This is a genomic window from Sphingomonas tabacisoli, assembly GCF_042678385.1.
GTDB lineage: Bacteria > Pseudomonadota > Alphaproteobacteria > Sphingomonadales > Sphingomonadaceae > Sphingomonas_B > Sphingomonas_B tabacisoli.
Genome location: NZ_JBHUDY010000001.1, coordinates 2,593,881 through 2,613,884 on the forward strand (window position 1 = coordinate 2,593,881; position 20,004 = coordinate 2,613,884).

Annotated in this window: 19 protein-coding genes, 1 tRNA gene and 1 pseudogene; 14 read left to right on the top strand and 7 right to left on the bottom strand. The window is 65.2% G+C overall.

Going from position 1 to position 20,004, the window contains the following annotated elements; all coding sequences use genetic code 11:
* Window positions 1-4: 4 nt before the first annotated feature.
* Window positions 5-1,429, bottom strand: a complete 1,425-nt coding sequence (locus ACFSCW_RS13015) for an efflux transporter outer membrane subunit (RefSeq protein WP_417766389.1) — start codon at window positions 1,427-1,429, stop codon at window positions 5-7.
* 118 nt (window positions 1,430-1,547) lie between these two features.
* On the opposite strand from ACFSCW_RS13015, the gene ACFSCW_RS13020 reads away from it, so the two are divergent.
* Window positions 1,548-2,204 (top strand): TetR/AcrR family transcriptional regulator, encoded by a 657-nt coding sequence (locus ACFSCW_RS13020; RefSeq protein WP_380889891.1) that lies wholly within the window; start codon window positions 1,548-1,550, stop codon window positions 2,202-2,204.
* 156 nt (window positions 2,205-2,360) lie between these two features.
* Window positions 2,361-3,473, top strand: a complete 1,113-nt coding sequence (locus ACFSCW_RS13025; protein WP_380889893.1) for an NADH:flavin oxidoreductase/NADH oxidase — start codon at window positions 2,361-2,363, stop codon at window positions 3,471-3,473.
* Between the two features lie 61 nt (window positions 3,474-3,534).
* Here the strand turns inward: ACFSCW_RS13025 and ACFSCW_RS13030 are convergent, their stop codons facing one another.
* A complete protein-coding gene (locus ACFSCW_RS13030) occupies window positions 3,535-4,377 on the bottom strand; it encodes a hypothetical protein (protein WP_380889895.1) in 843 nt (280 codons plus the stop codon).
* 70 nt (window positions 4,378-4,447) lie between these two features.
* Window positions 4,448-5,659 (bottom strand): S8 family serine peptidase, encoded by a 1,212-nt coding sequence (locus tag ACFSCW_RS13035; RefSeq protein ID WP_380889897.1) that lies wholly within the window; start codon window positions 5,657-5,659, stop codon window positions 4,448-4,450.
* Window positions 5,660-5,722: 63 nt separating this feature from the next.
* On the opposite strand from ACFSCW_RS13035, the gene ACFSCW_RS13040 reads away from it, so the two are divergent.
* The 5 genes from ACFSCW_RS13040 to ACFSCW_RS13060 all read left to right on the top strand — a co-directional run bounded on the left by ACFSCW_RS13040 (window position 5,723) and on the right by ACFSCW_RS13060 (window position 9,656).
* Window positions 5,723-6,220, top strand: coding sequence for an RNA polymerase sigma factor (locus ACFSCW_RS13040; protein WP_380889900.1), 498 nt, complete (start codon window positions 5,723-5,725; stop codon window positions 6,218-6,220).
* Entirely contained in the window at window positions 6,217-6,897 is a 681-nt protein-coding gene (locus ACFSCW_RS13045) for an anti-sigma factor family protein (protein ID WP_380889901.1), read from the top strand. The genes ACFSCW_RS13040 and ACFSCW_RS13045 overlap by 4 nt, the downstream gene beginning before the upstream one ends.
* A gap of 99 nt (window positions 6,898-6,996) precedes the next feature.
* Window positions 6,997-7,266: a PilZ domain-containing protein gene (locus ACFSCW_RS13050; protein WP_380889903.1), complete on the top strand. Its 270-nt coding sequence runs from the start codon at window positions 6,997-6,999 to the stop codon at window positions 7,264-7,266.
* 25 nt (window positions 7,267-7,291) lie between these two features.
* Entirely contained in the window at window positions 7,292-7,468 is a 177-nt protein-coding gene (locus ACFSCW_RS13055; protein WP_380889905.1) for a hypothetical protein, read from the top strand.
* A gap of 379 nt (window positions 7,469-7,847) precedes the next feature.
* Entirely contained in the window at window positions 7,848-9,656 is a 1,809-nt protein-coding gene (locus ACFSCW_RS13060) for a PAS domain-containing protein (protein WP_380889906.1), read from the top strand.
* A gap of 45 nt (window positions 9,657-9,701) precedes the next feature.
* Here the strand turns inward: ACFSCW_RS13060 and ACFSCW_RS13065 are convergent, their stop codons facing one another.
* Window positions 9,702-11,822 carry a putative bifunctional diguanylate cyclase/phosphodiesterase gene (locus tag ACFSCW_RS13065; RefSeq protein WP_380889909.1) on the bottom strand — a complete coding sequence of 707 codons (2,121 nt, stop codon included), beginning with the start codon at window positions 11,820-11,822 and terminating at the stop codon, window positions 9,702-9,704.
* Window positions 11,823-11,988: 166 nt separating this feature from the next.
* On the opposite strand from ACFSCW_RS13065, the gene ACFSCW_RS13070 reads away from it, so the two are divergent.
* Entirely contained in the window at window positions 11,989-12,603 is a 615-nt protein-coding gene (locus tag ACFSCW_RS13070) for a PilZ domain-containing protein (protein WP_380889911.1), read from the top strand.
* A gap of 318 nt (window positions 12,604-12,921) precedes the next feature.
* Here the strand turns inward: ACFSCW_RS13070 and ACFSCW_RS13075 are convergent.
* Window positions 12,922-13,014 (bottom strand) — tRNA-Ser (locus tag ACFSCW_RS13075).
* 164 nt (window positions 13,015-13,178) lie between these two features.
* Between ACFSCW_RS13075 and ACFSCW_RS13080 the strand changes: the two genes are divergently transcribed.
* Window positions 13,179-13,907 carry a DUF1134 domain-containing protein gene (locus ACFSCW_RS13080; protein ID WP_380889912.1) on the top strand — a complete coding sequence of 243 codons (729 nt, stop codon included), beginning with the start codon at window positions 13,179-13,181 and terminating at the stop codon, window positions 13,905-13,907.
* Window positions 13,908-14,015: 108 nt separating this feature from the next.
* On the opposite strand, the gene pyrC is transcribed toward ACFSCW_RS13080, so the two are convergent.
* Window positions 14,016-15,050, bottom strand: coding sequence for a dihydroorotase (gene pyrC, locus ACFSCW_RS13085; RefSeq protein WP_380889915.1), 1,035 nt, complete (start codon window positions 15,048-15,050; stop codon window positions 14,016-14,018).
* Window positions 15,051-15,073: 23 nt separating this feature from the next.
* Between pyrC and ygfZ the strand changes: the two genes are divergently transcribed.
* Together ygfZ and ACFSCW_RS13095 are read left to right on the top strand one after the other, a co-directional pair.
* Window positions 15,074-15,793: a CAF17-like 4Fe-4S cluster assembly/insertion protein YgfZ gene (gene ygfZ / locus ACFSCW_RS13090; protein WP_380889916.1), complete on the top strand. Its 720-nt coding sequence runs from the start codon at window positions 15,074-15,076 to the stop codon at window positions 15,791-15,793.
* Window positions 15,790-16,542, top strand: coding sequence for a glutaminyl-peptide cyclotransferase (locus ACFSCW_RS13095; protein WP_380889919.1), 753 nt, complete (start codon window positions 15,790-15,792; stop codon window positions 16,540-16,542). The genes ygfZ and ACFSCW_RS13095 overlap by 4 nt, the downstream gene beginning before the upstream one ends.
* On the opposite strand, the gene ACFSCW_RS13100 is transcribed toward ACFSCW_RS13095, so the two are convergent.
* Window positions 16,543-16,836, bottom strand: coding sequence for a PspC domain-containing protein (locus ACFSCW_RS13100; protein ID WP_380889921.1), 294 nt, complete (start codon window positions 16,834-16,836; stop codon window positions 16,543-16,545).
* A 533-nt stretch (window positions 16,837-17,369) separates the two neighbouring features.
* Here ACFSCW_RS13100 and ACFSCW_RS13105 point away from each other — a divergent pair.
* From ACFSCW_RS13105 to ACFSCW_RS13115, 3 genes and pseudogenes are all read left to right on the top strand, one after another.
* Window positions 17,370-17,981 carry a TetR/AcrR family transcriptional regulator gene (locus tag ACFSCW_RS13105; protein WP_380889924.1) on the top strand — a complete coding sequence of 204 codons (612 nt, stop codon included), beginning with the start codon at window positions 17,370-17,372 and terminating at the stop codon, window positions 17,979-17,981.
* A gap of 255 nt (window positions 17,982-18,236) precedes the next feature.
* Entirely contained in the window at window positions 18,237-18,635 is a 399-nt protein-coding gene (locus ACFSCW_RS13110; protein WP_380889927.1) for a hypothetical protein, read from the top strand.
* A pseudogene (locus ACFSCW_RS13115) lies at window positions 18,632-19,937 on the top strand (efflux RND transporter periplasmic adaptor subunit). Before ACFSCW_RS13110 ends, ACFSCW_RS13115 begins: the two are co-directional and overlap by 4 nt.
* Window positions 19,938-20,004: the final 67 nt, after the last annotated feature.

Consider the following 20,004-nt stretch of genomic DNA (forward strand, 5'->3'; position numbering starts at 1 on the left):
GGGGTCAGGCAGCGAAGCCGCCGCCGAGCGCGCGGATCAGCGCCACGTCGAGCGTGAAGGCGCGGGTTTCGAGCTGGGCGACCGTCAGCCTGGCGCCGAGCACGCCTTCTTCGGCCGAGAGCACATCCAGATAGGTTGCGAGCCCATGTTCATATCGTTGCCGGGCGAGGCGGTTGGCCGCCTCGAAATTGGCAAGCGCCGCTCGGGATTCGGAAAGCCGCGGCGCCAGCCGGTCGAGGCTCGTCATCGCATCGGCTACTTGTCGCAGCGCCTCGACGACACGGCCGTCATAACCGGCCACGGCTTCGTCATATTGGCCGCGCCTGCCGCGATACTGACCCTGCAACGCGCCGCCGTGGAAAATCGGCAAGGTCACTGCCGGGCTGACGCTGCCGAAGCCGGAGCCGCTGGCGAACAGATTGCCGATCCCGGCAGCCTGCAGTCCGACCAGTGCGGTCAGGCTGATGTCGGGGTAAAAGGATGCGCGCGCTTCCTTGATCCGCTGGGCCGACGCTTCGACGCGCGCGCGGGCGGCGGCGATGTCCGGCCGCCGGCCGATCAGGTCGATCGAGGCGCCTTGCGGCACGCCCTGCGTCCGCAGCTCGGCCATGGCGGGGCGACCGATCGAGAGTGCCCGGTCCGGCCCCGCGCCAAGCAGCGCCGCGAGCGCATTCTTGGTCAGCGCAATGGCTTCGTCGGTTGCCTCGATCTCGGCGCGGGCCTGCTGCACGCGCGCCACCGCCTGATTGGCCGCGGCCTGCGTATCGAGCCCGCTCGCAACGCGCCCGGCGACCAGATCGGCGGTTTCCGAACGCAGCTGCAGCGCTCGCAGCCGCGTGTCGTGCTGGGCGTAAAGGTCGGCGAGCTGCGCGTAAGTGGACGCAATGCCAGTGGTCAGCGACAGCCGCGCCTCCTCCAGCTCGAAGCGCGCGGCGTCGGCGTCCGACGCGGCCGCCCGGGCCGCAGCGCGGTTCTTGCCCCAGAAATCGAGATCGAGCGAAAGCCCGAGCCCCAGCGAGCCGCTGTCCTGCCACCCCTTGGGCACGAGGGAGGCCGGAATGAATCCATTGCGACTCTGCTTTGCAAGCTCGACCGAGCCGCTCGCGTCGATCGCAGGCAGCAGCGCCGCGCCTGCCGCCTGGGCAAATCCTTGCGCCGTCCGCAGCCGGGCCGATGCCGCCGCGAGGTCTGGCGAGCCGGCCAGCGCCTCGTCGATCAATTGCCCGAGCTGCCGGTCGCCATAGCGCTGCCACCAGCCTTGGGCCGGCCAGATCGAGGTGGTCCCGCTCAGCGACGCCGCCGCATAGCTGCTCGCTGCCCGGGGCGTCGGCGCTGGCCCCAAGTTGGGCACCGCCGCGCAGGCCGAGCAGAGCAAAGGCGTCAAAAACCATGCTGCGCGACGAGGTCGCGCGGCCCGAAATCCGTTCATGACAATGTCCTTCCGAAACTTAAACTGTACGGGACGGTTTATAAATGATTCGGCCTCTTGTCAACGCAAAACCAAACCGCCATGTTCAGTTATAAAGTTGAAGGAGTTAAGCGTCGCAATGCGTGTGCGGACGGATCAGAAGCGGCAGGAAATCGTGAATGCCGCCGAGCAATTGTTCGAGGAGCACGGCTACGACCGGACCTCGATGTCGATGATCTCGGAGCGGGTGGGCGGTTCCAAGGCGACGCTCTACGGCTATTTCAAGTCGAAGGAGGAACTACTCCACGCCGTTCTCGACTATGACGTCAACGAACAGGCCGACCGCCTGATGGGCGAGTTCCTGAACGAGCCGGACCTGCGGCAGGGCTTGGTGAAGCTTGGCGTCGCCTATCTGATGCGGCGCCTGTCATCGCTGCCGATGGCGAATATTCGCAACGTCGCCAATCAGCCTGCTGATTCGAACATTGGCAAGCATTTCTACGAAACGGTGCTGGGCCCTGCCTGGCAGCGGCTCGCCAAACGGTTCGAGCTGCTGATGCACGAAGGCAAGCTCCGCCGCGCCGATCCATGGGTCGCGACGATGCACTGGAAGGGCCTGACCGAATGGGACATGTTCGAAAAACGCCTTCTCGGCGCCATTAAAGGCCCGGACCCGGTCGAAATCGAGCGAATCTCGTCCCTCGCGGCCGATGCGTTCCTGCGTCTCTATGGACCAGAGCTTAAGGAGCAGCGGTCGAATCGCGCAACGAGGGCAGCTATTAAGGCGGTGAGCTGACGCCGGCGTGAGTGCGGAGAGCGTGCCTTGCCTCGAACGCCTGGGGAGGACAGCGACTCGCACGCTCGGCACCCGACTATTTGCCTTCCCTGACCATCAAAGAGGAACGCACGGCCTCGCTGAAGCTTTGGGTTTGATCTTCCGGAGGAGTCTCGCGTGACCTCGTCGCAATTGTTCGAACCGCTCAATGTCGGGAGCTTGGCGCTTGCAAACCGGATCGTGATCGCGCCGATGTGCCAGTATTCGGCCGTCGATGGCTGCACGACCGATTGGCACACCATCCATCTCGGTCAGCTCGCTCTGTCAGGCGCGGCGCTGTTGACCATCGAAGCGACGGCTGTCGTGCCGGAGGGCCGCATTACTTACGGCGACCTGGGCCTTTGGGACGACAAGACGGAAGCAGCGCTCGGCGCGACGCTCGCAAGTGTGCGGCGCTGGTCGAACATGCCGGTCGCGATCCAGATCGCCCATGCCGGCCGCAAGGCGTCCACCGAAGTGCCCTGGAAGGGCGGCCACCAACTGCCGCCGAGCGACCCGAACGGCTGGCAGACCGAGGCGCCATCGGCACTGCCTTTCGCCGCGGGCGAGAACGCCCCCGTGCAGCTCAGCCAGCAGCGCATGGGCGAGATCAGGGACGCATTCGTCGCGGCGGCTCGCCGGGCGGACCGGCTCGGGATCGACGCCGTGCAGATCCACGGCGCCCATGGCTATCTGCTGCACCAGTTCCTCTCGCCTTTGTCGAACCGGCGCGACGATGACTATGGCGGCAGCTTGGAGAACCGGATGCGCTTCCCGCTGGAGGTGTTTCGCGCGGTGCGCGCGGCGTTCTCCTCCGACAAGCCCGTCACCATGCGCGTTTCGGGCGCCGATTGGGTGGCCGGCGGCTGGGACATCGAGCAGTCCGTGCAGTTCGCACGCGAGCTCGAGGCGCTTGGCTGCGCCGGCATCCACGTGTCGAGCGGCGGGCTCGATCCCCGTCAGCAAATTCCCGTCGGACCGAGTTATCAGGTGCCGCTGGCGCGCGCGGTGAAGGCCGCGGTCGGCATCCCCGTGATCGCGGTCGGCCTCATCACCGACTTCGAGCAGGCCGAGGCGATCATCGGCACCGGCGACGCCGATCTCGTCGCGCTCGCCCGCACGATGCTCTACAATCCACGCTGGCCTTGGCACGCCGCGGCATATTTCGGAGCGCGGGTCGAAGCGCCGGCACAATATCTCCGCTCGCAGCCGCGCCAGTACAAGCACCTTTTCGATTACGAACGGGGCTGAAGCGCAACAAAGACGGGAAGGCACAGGAGCACGCGCGCCTTCCCGCAAGTTCCACAGGAGCTTAGTTCTGGACCGTCGACGATTGCGTCTGGGCGGTCTTTTGGAGCTGGCCCTTGCCCATCGCAGAGACGAGTGCGCTGCCATCGCCGGAAACGCTGAAGTTGTTGACCGGGATCAGCGCCTGCGCGTCGCCGACGCGAACCAGGATCGACTGCACCGCGCCCTTCGCGTTGGTGCGGATGTCCTGCACGGCGCCGATCACGCGACCGCGCGCATCCTGCACCAGCGTGCCGGGGGCGATGTTGATGTTCTTCGACACGCTGCCGCTCAACTCGCCCAAGCCGGAGAGCGCGCCGTCGCCGCCACTCGCCGAACCGCTGCCCGCGCCTTGCCCCGCCGCTGATCCGGTAAGGCTCCCCAGGCCGCCCGCCTGGCCCGCAGCCCCGCGTGCGCTTCCGACCGCATTGCCGGCCACGCCGTGTGCTGCGCTCACCGCATTGCCCGCGGCACTGCGGACGGCATCGGTGCCGATCAGCTGCGCATCGGCATTGCCGCCGCCCGAGCCGCTGGCGCTCCCGGCGCCGCCTCCCGAAAGCGACTGCCCGAGCAGCCCGGTGCTGTGCGACGCGCTGTCGCTGGTCGCGCCGGAGCCCGACGCGCCGCCGCTCACATGGCCGGAGCGCCGGTCGATGCTCTTGTCTGCGCGGATCGAACCGCTGTGCGACAGGGAGCCCGCCGTGCCCGACGTCGCCGAGCCAAGCGAGCCCATCGTGCCACCGAGCGTTCCGCCAAGCGATCCGCCGAGGGTGCTGCCCAATCCGCCACCGCCGCCAAGAAGCTGGGCCGAAGCCGGCGCTGCGATCAGGCCGATGCCCAACGCGGTCGTGATCAGAAGATGACGCATTTCATTGTCTCCCATCAAAATTCCGGCGCTTCGACGAGCGCTCGATGAGAGAACGACAGCCGTTGCGGATTTAATCCCGGCCGCCCGGACGCGTCCGGCAATCCCCGCAGACGAGGCCGCGGCCAAAGAGCTTCGCCGGCCCGATCGCGCGTGCTTCTGCCCCGAGCGCAGAGACGCTTCCGAGCCGCACCAATCGGCCGGCCACCAGCGGTGCGGCAAAGGATGTGCCGCGCACGGCTCGCGCGCTTCCGTCGATCGCGGTTGCGAGCATGTCCGCGCCGGGTGCCGCGAAATCGAGGTGCAGCGCGCGACCCGCCTCGATCAGCGCGCGGTTTTTGCCGTCCACGGCCGTCACGGCGATCACGCCGGGATAGGATGCAGGATAGGCCGGCGGCGCCGCAGGGCCGTCATTGCCGACCGCTGCGACGACGGAAAGCCCGCGCCGCTGCACCGCGCTCACCGTCGCCTGGACCAGCGGATTGGCCGGGCCGACCAGGCTCACCGTCACCACTTTCACGCCGCGGCCGGCCATCCAGCCGAGCGCCTTGGCCAGCGCCAGCGCGTTCCCGCCGGCGGGATCGCGTCCGTAGATATCGGCGACCACCACGGGCACGCCCGGCGCCGCGCCACGGACCCGGCCGGCACCGGCGATCAGGGAAGCGACGGCGGTACCGTGGGCGCTCGCGCTCGGCGCGCCGGCGGCAAAGCCGCGCTGCTCGGCCACGCGCACGCCGGCTGCAGCCGAAACGCCGCCATCGATCACACCGGCCGGCGCGCCGCCACCGGCGCCTTCGGCAAAGCCACCCGCGCCGCCTCCGGCCGAGCCGCTCTCGAAATGCAGCGGATTAGCACTTACTGCGCTGCCCGGAGCCAGCTTGCGCAACCGCTTCAGCGCCGCGCTCAGCGACAGGCGCGAAGGCGCCGCCACACGCGCAAAGCGAACATCGGCGCCTTCGATCGCGCCGCGTTCGATCACATGGAACCCGGCCGCCTCCGCCGCAGCGACATCCGCATCGCTGGCGCCCGTCATCAGCAACTCGCCGCGCACGGCCGGATTGCCGTCAGGATCCAGCTCCAGCACACGCGGATAACGGCTGACGAGGTCGCGCAGCCGATCCGTCCGCACGCGGACCAGATCGCGGGCCGTGCTCACCACCGGCAGCGCATCGACGCGCGGCAGCGTCTGCTGCACGCCGCGCAGCACGCCGCCCACCGGCGGAAGGCCAAGCTGAGCCAGCGCCGCCGTGGGAAGGACGAGCCCGAGAAAAAGATATTGCTTCATTCTGCTCCAGCCGAACCGGTCAGGGATTAAACGGCCCGGCTATTTCGTTTAATCCCTGTCAGCATGGCCGGGTCGGGGTTCGAAAGCGAGATGATCGCGCTGCTGCCGCGCTTGCGGCGCTTTGCGCACGCGCTTGCCCGTTCATCCGCCGATGCCGACGATCTGTGCCAGGCCGCCGTCGAGCGCGCGCTCAAGTCGCGCGCCCAGTGGCAGCCCGGCACGCGTTTGGACAGTTGGATGTACCGGATCATGCGCAACCTTTGGATCGACGAGACTCGGGCACGCGGCCGCCGCGATCAGACCTTCGCACCCGAAGAAGCGGGCGTGAATGTCGGCGACGATGGCGCGCGGCGTGCGGACATACAGCTCCAGCTCACCGATCTCGATCGCGCGCTCAACAAGCTCGCCGAGGAGCAGCGGGAGGTGATCGCACTCGTTCTCGTCGAGGGCCTGGCCTATAAGGAGGCAGCGGAGGTGCTCGGAGTTCCGATCGGCACCCTCACCTCGCGCCTGTCGCGCGCTCGCGAAGCGCTGATTGCGCAGCTTGGAGATGCGGCATGACAATCGATCGCGAGCGCCTCGGCGCCTATGTCGATGGCGAGCTGGGCGAGATCGAGCGCCGGCGGTTCGAGGCGGACCTAGCCGCGGACCCGGCGCTGGCGCAGCAGGTCGAAGCGGAACGCCGGCTGCGAACGCTGCTCAAGGCGCGGTTCGATCCGATCGCCGAGCAAACGGTGCCGGATCGCCTGATCGCGGCGGTTCGGGAGGGCGCGGCGGTGACGCCGCTGCCCACTCGCAAGAGCTGGGGCGTGCCGCAATGGGCGGCGATCGCGGCGAGTCTCGTCGTCGGCATTGTCGGCGGCCAGGCATTGCGCCCGCATGGCGAGATCGCCGAACGCGGCGGCGCGCTGGTCGCTTCCGGCTCGCTCGGGCGGGCGCTGGAGACCCAGCTCGCTTCGATACAGGCTCCCGGCGCCGAGGTGCGGATCGGCCTCACATTTAAGGACCACCAGGGCGCCTGGTGCCGAAGCTTCGAGAAAGCGGCCCTGCAAGGCATCGCCTGCCGCGGCGCCGATGGCTGGAGCCTGCGCCAGACGATGGCCGGAGCCAGCGCCGCGACCGAATACCGCCAGGCCGATTCCGGCGCGCTGGCAGCCGCTGCACAAGGCATGGCCGGCGGCGAACCGCTGGACGCCGAACAGGAGCGCAGGGTCATAACTGCCCGCTGGAGGCGTTAAGCGAAGCGTCTCCGGCCAGACACTGAAATCGGCCCACGCGATCAATGATTTGGAAGGCTATTTCCGTCATGGCTTGGTTCGATGAAACCACGCCTTCTCATGTCGCTGATCACCAGAACCCGCACCCATATGGGAGAGGATCAGCGGCAAACGCCGCGCGAAGAGGAGAAGGGACGGTTTGCCGGGCTTGGGATCCGCGGGCGCTACCATATCGTTACCATGCACAATCTGTCGGCCGGCGGCGCATGCCTGCAAATGCCGGTCGAGCCGGTGGTCGGCGAGCGGGTAAAAATCACCTCGGGAACCCTGAACAGGGTTGGTCGCGTGTGCTGGTTCGACGGCACGCGCGGCGGCGTCGAGTTCGAATAGTCATCCCGCGTTTGAGAGGAACATCATGGACATCGACAGCGAAAACCGTGTTTCGGAGCGCGCCGAGCTGCATTTTCTGGCGGCGCTGGTCGACGAACTGATGAAGGCGCTGCTTGAGACGGGAGCGATGAACCGGGCGCAACTGCAGGCGATCGAGAATGCGGTGAGCGTGAGAACGGGCGCAGCCCCGCGCGCATGGTGATCCGGTAGGCGAAGAAGGCTCGGTTCGCCGAAAGTTCAACTCAATTGGCGCAGGCCTGAAAACGGAGGTAAAAACAACGGGGCGCCCTTTGACCGGATAGACATATTGCGGTTCACGTTCGGAATTTGGCGCGACGTCCATTCGCCACCGGGTGTGACCAAGGAAGGCCGTGACAACGCGACCCCGTGCCGGCTCAAAGGCTGCGGCACGAGCCGCTTCAAATATCGCTGCGCAGCACCATATCCAGCGGCACCAATGCCAACTGACCTGCCCGCGCAACCTGGCGCATGGGCATTAGGTAATCCTACCGTACTAGCTTTGTTCGACGTCCTGCAGCCGGTGCTCTAGGTAGAGGTTAAGTATTTGTTGCAAGAGCGAAATGTTTACAGCCATTCAAGTAATCGACGAAGATACCGCGCAGAGAGCCAAGACAAGCTTTTATTTGTCCAAGCACGGATACTCACCAAGCCCTTACGCGAGTGTCGAGGAGTTCGTTCAAGTAAATCGCGCCCCCTCTGGCGTTGTTTTGCTGGCCGCAAGCGGGCAGTCCTCAGACCTGCCGGATCGGGTCCGAAAGATCATTTCGGAAGCGCCTGGCCTTCCGGTCCTGATCGTCAGCCACTCCGTCTCCGCCACATCGGCAGTTGCAGCCGTCAAGGCTGGTGCGACCGATTGTGTCGACGGTTCCTCCCCTGCAGATTTGATCGTCGTGATTCAGAAGGCGCTGAATGAGGACGCGTACTGCCGCGGAACCCAGGCGCAGCAGCAAACGGCAATTGCTAGACTTGACCGGCTTTCGCAGCGCGAACGGCAGGTTCTTCAGGGGCTGGTAGGTGGAATGACCAACAAGCAAATCGCCAGACATCTCGAGATCAGCCCGAGGACGGTTGAAATGCACCGCGCCCACATGCTGAGCGAGCTCGAGGCTGCGACATCCTCAGAGGCGATAAAACTCGCCATAGTCGCCGGGATGGCACCCTTGGCGGATGCCGATCATGTGAGCGCGATCGCGCTCGCTCCCGCTTACGCTCCCAAGAGGTCCCCGAGGCAGATTAAGTCGCCTCAAGCTGCGCCGCTCGACACTCTTCTGCCCTCCGTTGTCGACGTGCTTGAGGGAACGACGGATTGCGTGTTCCTGCTAGATCGGGAGGATCGTTTCACCTACTTCAACAAGGCGGCCGTCGAGACGATCGCCAATGGTCGCGATCTTCTTGGCGCCAACGTTTGGAGCGCGTTCCCCGGCGCACGCGAAACCATTGCCTTCGGAAAGCTGCATCAGGCTGCTCAGGAGCGAAAACCCCTTCGCTTCGAGTTTTACGAGCCGGACTTATCGAGGTGGTTCGACGTGAGCGTCCGCCCAATTCCGAGCGGATTGCAGGTCTTCTTTCGCGATCTGACGAAGGAACGCCAAGCGTTCGCCGAGCTTCGCCGGAGCGAGGAGCGGTTAAGGCTAGCCCTTGATGCGTCGGGTGACGGCGCGTGGGATTTGGATCTGCGAAGCGGACATGTTGAAATGTCGCGCCGCTTCCTCGAACAGCTGCACTATGACCATCAGCTCGTAACCCAGAGCCTAGATTGGGTGAAATCCCGCATTCATTGGGAAGACTTGCCGCTGGTCGAACAGTCGATCGAAGAGCATCTGCTGGACAGGACACCCTCGTTCCACGCCGAGTACCGGCTTCTCAATGGCCTTGGCGAGTGGCGATGGATTCTGGACCGCGGCCGCGTGGTGGATCGCGATATCGAGACGGGACAGGCTCTGCGAATAGTCGGCACAGGCAAGGATGTTACCGAACTGAAGCGACAGCAAGCCGAAGCGGCGGAAGCGCTGCAGCGGCTGGAACTTGCCGGGGCGGGCGCTGGCGCGGGATTCTGGGATTTAAATCTCGACGACAGGACAGTGCGGTTCTGCGCGGCAAGCTTGGCGATGCACGGGATCGACGCCGCTCCATTCGCACCGCTGTCGGAGCAATGTTGGGAGAACAGCGTGCATCCCGAGGACCTCCCCGCCGCCAAGCGGGCGCTTGAGGAGGCTCTCGTGACCGGCGCGATGTTCCGCGCAAACTATCGGACGCGTTCCAGCGATGGCGAGCGGTGGATACTGGGTCTAGCCAGGGTCGTGCAAACTTCGCCGGGCCAGCCCCGTCGCATGGTCGGCCTCAATCTGCAGCTTTCGTCCAGCCTCTAAGGGAGGATTCAACCCGGGCCAGCGGCCAGCACGACGCCTCAAAACTCACGCGGCTTTCAAGGACGCACAGACCTCGGATGCTGCAACGGGTCGGCCATAGAGGTAGCCCTGGCCGTAGGTGCAGCGCTTCTGCATCAATATGTTGCGCTGCTGTTCGGTTTCGAGCCCCTCGGCCACAACCTCGATTTGCAGATCCGATGCGAGGCTGATCACCGCGGAGACGATCGCCGAAATCTCGGCCTCAACGACCATTCTCTCGATGAACGACCTGTCGATCTTGACCACATCGACAGGGAAATCACGAAGGTGCGAGAGGGACGAATAGCCGGTGCCGAAATCATCCAGCGCAATGCGGACACCGGCGTTGTTTAGAACCTTCAAGGCTCTCGCGACAAACTCGGAGCCGCGCTCCAGGAACACGTGCTCCGTGACTTCGATCTCTATAAGGTCTGTCGGGATTTCATTCGCCTTAAGCACGCGCAACAGCCGCTCCGCATAATCGTCGCGCAGGAACTCGGCAGGCGCAGCATTGATCGAAATCCGGCCGAACGGGATTCCCTGCGCCAGCCACTCGCGCATGTCCGCGATGACCCCACGCAGCATAAGGTCGCCGATCTTAGAGGCGAGCTCATATTCCTTGAACGCTTCCTGCACAGTGGCGGGCGGCTGCAACCCTCGTTGCGGATGCATCCACCTCAGCAAAGCCTCGTAACCGGCGAGCCTTCCCGTCTTGAGATCTACCTTGGCCTGGTAATGCGGCACCACCGAGCTTGCGCACAGTGCGACTCGCGCCAGATTGAGTTGCGATGCGATCTGCTGAGCCTGTTCCCTCAGGTGCCCATGGAATATACGCGTGCCACCCCTCCCCGACGCTTTTAGCGCATACAAAGCGGTATCGGCATTGTTGAACAGCTCGTTCGCGGACGAGGCTTGGCTGGGGAACAAGGCCCCGCCAATGCTGGCTCCGGCACTGATCTCCCGCCCGGCGACGCGCATCGGCGCCTTGAGCCGCTCGAGAATCATGTTTCCGACGCGTTCCAGATTGAACTCGTCTTTGACGCCGTCCAGCAAAATGGCGAACTCGTCGCCGCCGAGGCGCGCCACGAAGTCCGCCTCCCTGACGCACTGCTTCAGCACGTCGCCGAACGAACAGAGGAGCTCGTCGCCGGCGGCGTGACCCAAGGTGTCGTTGATCTGCTTGAATCGGTCGAGATCCAGCAACAGGCGGCCAAAGGGCCTCTTGGTCCGCATCGTTCGAAGCGCGGCTGCCTGAAGCCGGGCCTGAAACGCATGCCGGTTGGCGAGCTTGGTCAGCGTATCATGTTCGCTGGTCCACAGGAGCTGTTCGGCGGTCTGCTTGCTTTCGCTTACGTCGCGAGCAATCGAAAGGAGGCTCGTGACTGCGCCAGCATCATCGATGATGGGCGTAACCATCACGTCCCACCAGCGACAATCATAGTCCGATGAGCGGCGGGCAGTGAACCGCGCCACTTTGCCTTCACCTGCTTTGGCCAGTGCCGAAATGGCGCCGGCCCGGTTCGCATCGGGCCAGAGGTCGCTCCACGACGTCCCGATCGCGGCTTCCGGCGAGCCAATTCCCATCGCCCTGGCGCCCGGCCCATTGATCAGCTGCAGCTCGCCAGCGGTGGTCATCACCGTGATGCAGTCGGCGCTCGCTTCCAGGATGCTGCGGTGAAGGCACTCGCTTCGCTTCAGTGCAGCTTCCGCCCCCATACGTTCGGTCAGATCCCGGGAAACGCCGATGATGCCGCGGACCTCGCCGTCCGACATCCAGGGCACTTTAACGGTCTGAAATTGGCGCCTTTCCCCACGAATAGGGATGGTTTCGTCGACCACCACTGGTGCGCAAGTTCGGATGACGGTCTGATCGGCGCTCTCGTAGCCGTGCACCAGGTCGTCATCGAAAAGGTCGTGGGTGCGAGAACCGATCCTGATGCCACAGGCGTCCTGGAGCGCCCTGTTGGCCAGGATGAAACAACCGTCCCGGCCTTTCGCAAATATCAGGTCCTGGACGCTGTCGATGACTGTGGAAAGAAGCGAGCATTGCTGCTCCAACTCGGCCTGGCGCCTTAGTGCATCCGCGAGTGCTGGAGTGGGCTCCGGTGCAGGGTTTGCGGCAGTCGTGAGGTGCGGACGTTCAGGCATCTCGATCGTTCTCCTGCCGAACGATCTGCGCTCGATCTCCTAAGCTCCGTTTGCGTTTCGATACGGTAGAATCGCGAGTCCTCGCCGTCGGCATTCTACCGTAGTTCTGGAAAACCCAGCCCTAACATATCGGCCCCAGCTTACGCTCATCACGCGGGGCAAAAACATGCTGAAACGATTGAAAAGCTTCCTTGCCGACACAGAGCCGGACGATGTCGAGAACAGCGACAAGCGACAGCATAAAAGGCATTCGGTGCTGCTTCAGGCAACATTGTATCCCATCGATGCATATTGTGAGGCTGTCGTGCACGATCTCTCCGAGACTGGGCTGATGGGCGAGGCGGAAATCACTTTGACCGTCGGGCAGGTGGTGCATCTCACCGTCGAGAAAGCGACACTGACCGGAGCCGTGCGATGGACGCGCGGGCAGCGGTTCGGCCTGGCGCTGATCGGCTCTAACGAGATCTGGACCACTCTTTCGGAGATGGAGCATGGGCATAAAGAGGGCCACCAGCCGCGAAACCGGCGCGTGCGCCTGGACACGCCTGCCCAGCTGCGCACGGGACGACCGCCTCGCCCCGTGACGGTCCGCAATCTCTCGCAGCGGGGAATGCTGGTGGACTCGGCGGGCGCGCTGGAGCCAGGCCAGCATGTTCTCGTGCATATCAACAAACGAGAGCTGATCGCCGGCACGGTCCAATGGTGCAACGGGGCCGGACGGCTCGGTGTCCGGTCCGACGAGCCGATCGGCATCCTGTCCATCGTATACTCGGAGGCATGATGCCGACGCCGATACGGTAGGAATGCTGTATTCTTCTGCGAAGGCCGAGCGGATAGAGCGGCGACGATCTCGGTCGGGCGCCTCGGTTCTCCCCTGAACCAAACACCCCCTGGGGACCCGGGCGAGATCACCTTCCTGGACATTCTCCGGCGGCAAGGCAGGCCGTTTATAAGCCGCTGCGTCCGGGGCGGACCGGATAGCCGCAATAGGCATCCCAACGACATCTCCACCCGAAGCCCTCGACCTCCACGATGAAGATCACGCACAGAAGCCGCAAAAAAACAGCGGCTTATGAGATCATCCGGGGATTGTTGGGATTGGCGGAGACGGAGGGATTCGAACCCTCGGTAGGAGTGATCCCCCTACGGCGGTTTAGCAAACCGCTGGTTTCAGCCACTCACCCACGTCTCCGGATGCGGCGGTCGCGCGGCGATAGCAGGGGCTTTGCGCTCGATCAACGGGGCGCGGAAACGATTCGGTCCGGCGCATTTTCGATTCGCCCTGCCGCCCGTTCATTGTGGGGCAAGCCGGATTCCGGCTATTCTTCCAACCGGATAGAAGTGGGGAATGGGCAGATGAAACGGGTTGGGCAAGGCGCAATGCTGGGGCTGGCGGTGCTGGCCGCGCCGCTTTCGGCGCAAGTGCAGACGGTCGACCCCAACACGCGGATCGACGCCGATCTCGGCCCGGCTCCGGCGACGCCTGCTCCGGCGGCGGCGCCTAATGACACGGTTTATTACGGCGACACCTCTCCCCCGGCCTCGCCTGCTCCCGCCACACCCAGCGCGCCTGCCGCCACGACGGCAAGCGCGCCGGCCGGCGAGACCTACAAGAAGGACGACCTGATCGGCGCGGCCGAGGGCGTGTTCGGCAAGGGCGCCAAGGGGCTGGCCGGCATCATCGAGAAGATCCTGAAGGACCAGGGCGAGCCCACCGCCTATATCTCCGGCCGCGAGGCCGGCGGTGCGCTGGTCGTCGGGCTGCGCTACGGCTCCGGCACGCTCAATCACAAGGTCGAGGGGCCGCGACCGGTTTACTGGACGGGGCCGTCGATCGGCTTCGACGCGGGCGCGAACGGCGGCAGCACGTTCGTGCTGGTCTATAACCTGCACGACACGCACGACCTCTACCAGCGCTTCCCGGCCGGCGAGGGCAATGCCTATTTCGTCGGCGGGCTGACCGCGAGCTATATGCGCTCGGGCGACATCGTGCTGATCCCGATCCGCCTGGGCGTCGGCGTGCGGCTGGGCGCGAACGTCGGCTATATGAAGTTCAGCGAAAAATCGAAGTGGCTGCCGTTTTGACGATCTGACGAAGTTCGGATCGTCACCCCGGACTTGATCGGGGGTCCCGCTGCCTTCGAAAGGCAAGAAGGAGCGGGATGCCGGATCAAGTCCGGCATGACGACGGTATTAGTCCGCAAACCTCCAGCGCAGCGTTTCACCCGCGTGGAACGGCACGACCGATGTGCCGGCGGCCGGAATACCTTCCGGCACCTGCACGTCCACCCGCTCCAGCGTCACTGTCCCTTCGTTCAACGGCAGGCCGTAGAAACGCGGGCCATTCTCGGACGCGAACGCCTCGAACCTGTCGAGCGCGCCTTCCTCTTCGAACACGCTCGCATAACTCTCCAGAGCGAACGACGCATTGAAGATGCCGGCGCAGCCGCAGGCGGACTCCTTGGCAGAGATCGCGTGCGGGGCGCTGTCGGTGCCGAGGAAGAATTTGGGCGATCCGGAAACCGTCGCCTTGCGCACCGCGAGCCGATGCGCCTCGCGCTTGGCGACGGGCAGGCAATACGCGTGCGGGCGGAGGCCACCTTCGAAGATCGCGTTGCGATTGATGATCAGGTGCTGGGGCGTGACCGTCGCGCCGATCAGCGGGCCGCTCTCCGCCACGAACGCGGCCGCGTCGGCAGTGGTGATGTGCTCGAACACGATCTTGAGGCCGGGAAAATCGCGGACCAGGCCGGTCAGCACACGTTCGATGAACACCGCCTCGCGATCGAAGATATCGACCGCCGGATCGGTGACTTCGCCGTGGACCAGCAACGGCATCCCGATCCGCTGCATCGCCTCCAGCGCCGGATAGAGATTGCGGACGTCGGTGACGCCGTGCGCGGAATTGGTGGTCGCGTGGGCCGGATAGAGCTTGGCGGCAGTGAAGACACGCTCGGCATGGCCGCGCGTCAGCTCGTCCGGGCTGGCGTCGTCGGTCAGGTAGCACGTCATCAGCGGCGTGAAGCCGGGCGCGGCGGCGAGGATGCGATCGCGATAGGCGCTCGCCGCCGCGACCGTCGTGACCGGAGGCACGAGGTTCGGCATCACGATCGCGCGGGCGAACTGGCGGGCGGTGAAGGGCGCGACCGCCTTCAGCATGTCGCCGTCGCGCAGGTGGACGTGCCAGTCGTCGGGGCGGCGGATCGTCAGCCGGGCTTTAGTTTCCATGCGCGGCCCCTTAACTGACGCAAATGGCCGGGACCACCCTCACCGATCGCGCACTGATCCGTCTCTCAGGCGAGGAGGTGCGCGGCTTCCTTCAAGGCCTCGTCACCAACGACGTGACCGGCGCGCTGCCGGTTTGGGCCGGGCTACTCAGCCCGCAAGGCAAGGCGCTGTTCGACTTCATCGTCTGGGCCGATGAGGGGGATGTGCTGATCGATTGCGAGGGCGAAGTGGCCGAGGCATTAACGCGCCGACTGACAATGTATCGCTTGCGACGTCCGATCACGATCGCGCCGGAACCAGACTTGGCCGTGCATTGGTCGCTTGACGGCGATGTGCTCGACCCGCGGCTGGCAGCGCTCGGAGCACGCTGGCTTGCGCCACCGGACGAGCCCGCCGAAGGTTGGCACGGGCACCGGCTGCGCCTCGGCGTCGCCGAAGGTCGCGCGGAACTCGGCGATAACGCGACACTCTGGCTGGAATGCAACGCGGCGGAGTTGAGCGGCGTCAGCTTCTCCAAAGGCTGCTATGTTGGCCAGGAGAATACCGCGCGGATGAATTGGCGGCAAAAAGTGAATAGGCGGCTGGTCGTCGTCGAGACGGGCACCAATCCCGGCGAGGCGGCGAACGCCTGGTATCCGGAGCTGGGGCTTGCGGTCGCACGGCTGCGCGTCGAAGAGCTGGACAAGCCGCTCGCCTGGGGACGGCCGATCGTCCCCGAGTGGTTGAAGGAGGCCGTTGCTTGAAAGCCTTGTTGCCGTTGCTGTCGCTGCTGTTCTTGGGTGCGTCGAACCCGGCGGTGCCGGTCGAGCGCGTTGAGATCGTCCGCACCTTCCCGCACGATTCACACGCCTTCACCGAAGGGCTGCTCTATCTCGACGGCAAGCTCTACGAGAGCACCGGCATGGAAGGCCGCTCGTCGATCCGCGAAGTGCGGCTGGAGGACGGCAAGGTCGTCCGCCAGGCGGTGATCCCGCCGCAATATTTCGGCGAGGGCCTGGTCAATTGGGGAGCCAAGCTGATCAGCCTGACCTGGCAGAATGGCGTCGGCTTCATCTGGGACCGGGCGACGCTGAAGAAGACCGGCGAATGGCGCTATCCGGGCGAAGGCTGGGCGCTGACGCAAAACGGCCGCGAGATCGTGATGAGCGACGGCACGCCGCAACTCCGCTTCCTCGATCCCAATAGCCTGAAGGAACTGCGCCGCGTCACCGTCACGGTGAACGGCAGCAAGCTCTCGCGCATCAACGAGCTGGAATGGGTGAAAGGCGACGTGCTCGCCAATATCTGGGAGACCGACCGCATCGCCCGCATCGATCCGGCGACCGGGCGGGTCAAGGCCTGGATCGACCTTGGCCCGCTGGTTTCGAAAGTGCCGCGGCGCGGCCTCGACGATGTCGCGAACGGGATCGCCTATGACGCGAAGGGCGACCGGCTGTTCGTGACGGGGAAGAACTGGCCCTATCTGTTCCAGATCCGCACCGTCAGGCGCTGATCAGGCCGCCTTGGCCAGCACCAGCTCGTCGTCGTTCTGATGCGCAGGCGCGGCCTGTGCTTCGGCGTGTTCGGCGCTGTCCTTGACGATCGCCGGGAAGATCACCCGGCTCGCCAGCACCAGCACGAAGCCCGCTGCATAGGCGCTCAGGATCACAACCGGATTCCACAGCAGCAGCACCGCCAGCGTCATCCGCAGATAAAGCGGATTGAAGCCCAGATCCTCGCTGAGCGCGGCGCACACGCCGAGCAGCACGTCGTTACGGGCCATGAACGAGAAACGGGACGCTTTCATCTTGATCTCCTGTGGCGTTCCGAAGCGCGTGCTCCGGGGTTGCGCCATGCTTTGCAGGCACTGTGCCAAACCTGCTAAACCGCTGGTTTCACTGAGTTTCGTTCAACTGGACCTGATCGTCAGCCCGATCGATAAGCCGCCATTGCCTAATTGTTGGTATAAACCGCCACACATTTGGGAAGGAAAGATCGCATCGACAAGGGCGGTACGCTGATCGACGAACAGCGCTATCGGCGAAACCGCGCCGGGCGAACAAAGCCGTGCACGGCGGCGTCTTTACCGCCAATGACGAAACCGCCTTCAAGGACAAAGACCCAATCGGCAGGTCCGGCCGATGGCCCGGCGTGGCATGCGCATAAGTTGCGATCCACGCAATGAACGGCATGTATCGAGAAGGGCCAATATTGGCGGCTCGGAAGCGCCGGTTAGCCTCGCTGTCCGCTTCCCGCTAAAACGGAAAAATGACGCGCCAGACCCGCTCGCGACTGCGCCCTCTAGCAAAGGAGGATCGAAGCGGTTATATACCGGTCGTTATGGAAATGACGGCCACTGCTTCCACCCGCGGACGCCCGCGCGAATTTTGTTGCGACCAGGCGCTCGCGGCTGCGTTGCGGGTGTTCTGGAGCAAGGGATACGAGGGCGCCTCGATGGCCGACCTCACCGAGGCGATGGGCATCACCAAGCCCAGCCTGTACGCCGCCTTCGGCAACAAGGAACAGCTCTTCGTGAAGGCGCTCGACCTCTACGAGCGCGAGAAGATGGAATATGTCGGCGAGGCGCTGGCCGAACCGACCGCGCGCAAGGTCGCCGAGCACATGCTCCGCGGCGCGCTCGACACCCAGACCGGCGTCAACGAGCCCAAGGGCTGCCTGCGCGTGATCAGCCAGGTCGCCTGCGGCGCGGAAGCCGATTCGATCCGCATGTACGTCGTGGAGCGCAGCGCGAAAGCGAAACAGGCGCTGGTCGAACGGATGGAACGCGCCAAGGCCGAAGGCGACTTGCCGCCCGAAGTCGATGCGGAGGGACTGACCAGCTATCTCTATGCGATCGTGCAAGGGATGGCCGTCCAGGCAGGCACCGGCGCCACGCGCGCGGAGCTGGAGCGGATGATCGAGACCAGCCTCATGGTCTGGCCGGGCCGCTAGAAAAAATCTTACCGACCGGTACAAAAAGCTCTTGAACACCGGCTGAACACATTATATACCGACTGGTACAGAGAGTAACGGCGGCAACCGCCGACAGCAGCAGGAGCGGATCCGAAGAGGCACGGGCTAGCGGCCCGCCGGCCGCTTTGGCTTCGCGCCCCTTCGAACCAATGCCGGAGCACGCGAGGGCGCGGAGGCGCTTTTGCGAGAGGACCACGTGTCCCGGCTTCCGGCAGCAAAAAGAGGGAGTCGAACATGGCTTATCTGAACTTCGCCGAGCCCGCCGCCGCGCTGGCGCCCGCCCTGCCCCGCCACGATCCAGTTCCAGCCAAACAGCAGCCCTCGCTGTCCGCGCTCGAATGGTCGGTGGTCGCGCTCGCCCGCCGCGACCGCCTGTCTTCCCTGCGCCAGCCCAGCCGCGTCGCCAAGGCGTTCGCCGCAGTGTTCGGCGGCAACAACGACAACCGGCTTGCCGATCCCCGGCTCGAAGCCCTGCGCCGCGTGTCGGTCCACGCCTGGTATCACAGCTTCGCGATCCCCGAATATGAGGTTGAGAGCTTCTACGAGGCAGGCTTTTCGCCCGAGCAGCTTGAGCTTCTTCTCACCAGCATCAGCCGCGGCCGCAGCGAGCGCCGCCGGAAGGCTTACGCATGAACATGATCACGAAAATCGAGCCGGAGGCGGACTCCGCCGCCGTGCAGGAGCAAACCGTCCCCGGCGCCCGATGGCGCAAGCGGGCGCTGGTGGTGCTGCCGCTCGCGGCGCTGATCGGCGGCCTCACCGTCGCCAATCGCGAAAGCCCCCCGCCCCCCGCCCCGCCGGCCCCGACCGTCACCGTCGCACAGCCATTGGTCCGCGATGTGAATGAGTGGGACGAATATATCGGCCGCTTCGAGGCGAGCCGGACGGTCGAGGTCCGTCCGCGCGTCTCGGGCCAGATAGTCGCCGTCCACTTCACCGACGGCCAGATCGTGCGGAAGGGCCAGGTGCTCTTCACGATCGACCAGCGCCCGTTCGCTGCCGCCCTCGCGGAAGCACGGGCCGGCCTCGCCAGCGCGCAGAGCGACCTCGCCCTTGCCAATGCCGATCTCGGCCGTGCCCAGCGGTTGCTGGCGGACCAGGCGGTGGCGCCAAGCGAGATCGACCGGCTGCAGGCCCGCGTTCGTGCGGCTTCGGCCGCGCTGGCAGGCGCCCAGGCGCGGGTCCGCTCGCGGGCGCTGGACATGGAGTTCACCCAAGTCCGCGCCCCGATCGGCGGCCGCGTCTCGGATCGCCGGATCGATCCCGGCAANCGGCCGCGTCTCGGATCGCCGGATCGATCCCGGCAATCTGGTCGCTGCAGGCGATGGGCCGGCGAGCTCGCTGCTCACGACGATCAACGCGCTCGACCCGATCTATTTCACCTTCGACAGTTCGGAAGCTTTGTTCCTGAAGGGCCAGCGCGCCCGCGAACAGGGCGCCACCTCCTCGCCGGTCGAGATCCGCCTGCAGGATGAAGCGGACTATCGCTGGAAAGGCCGGCTGGACTTCACCGACAATACGCTCGATCCGAAGTCCGGGACCATCCGGGTCCGCGCGGTGCTCGACAATCCAAGTCTGTTCCTGACGCCCGGCATGTTCGGCAACATGCGGCTGGCGAATGGCGGCACCGTCAAGGCGCTGCTGGTTCCCGATGCCGCGGTGCAGACCGACCAGGCGCGCAAGACGCTGCTGGTCGTCGGCCCTGACGGATCGGTGACCGCCAAGCCGGTCGTGCTTGGCCCGGTGGTCGATGGCCTCCGTGTGATCCGTTCCGGCCTGACACCGCAGGACAGGGTCGTGATCTCCGGCACCCAGATGGCGATGCCCGGCGCCAAGGTGCAGGTCCGCGCCGGGCGGGTGCAGCCCGAGCGCATCGCCCAGGCCCCCTCAATCGTGGCGCCGCCGCCCGGCCAGGCGACGTTCGCAGTGCGGTAGCCCACCCGAAACCGTCCATGCCGAGCGAAGTCGAGGCACGCACTTCTGCCCTTCAAAGGCGGGAAAG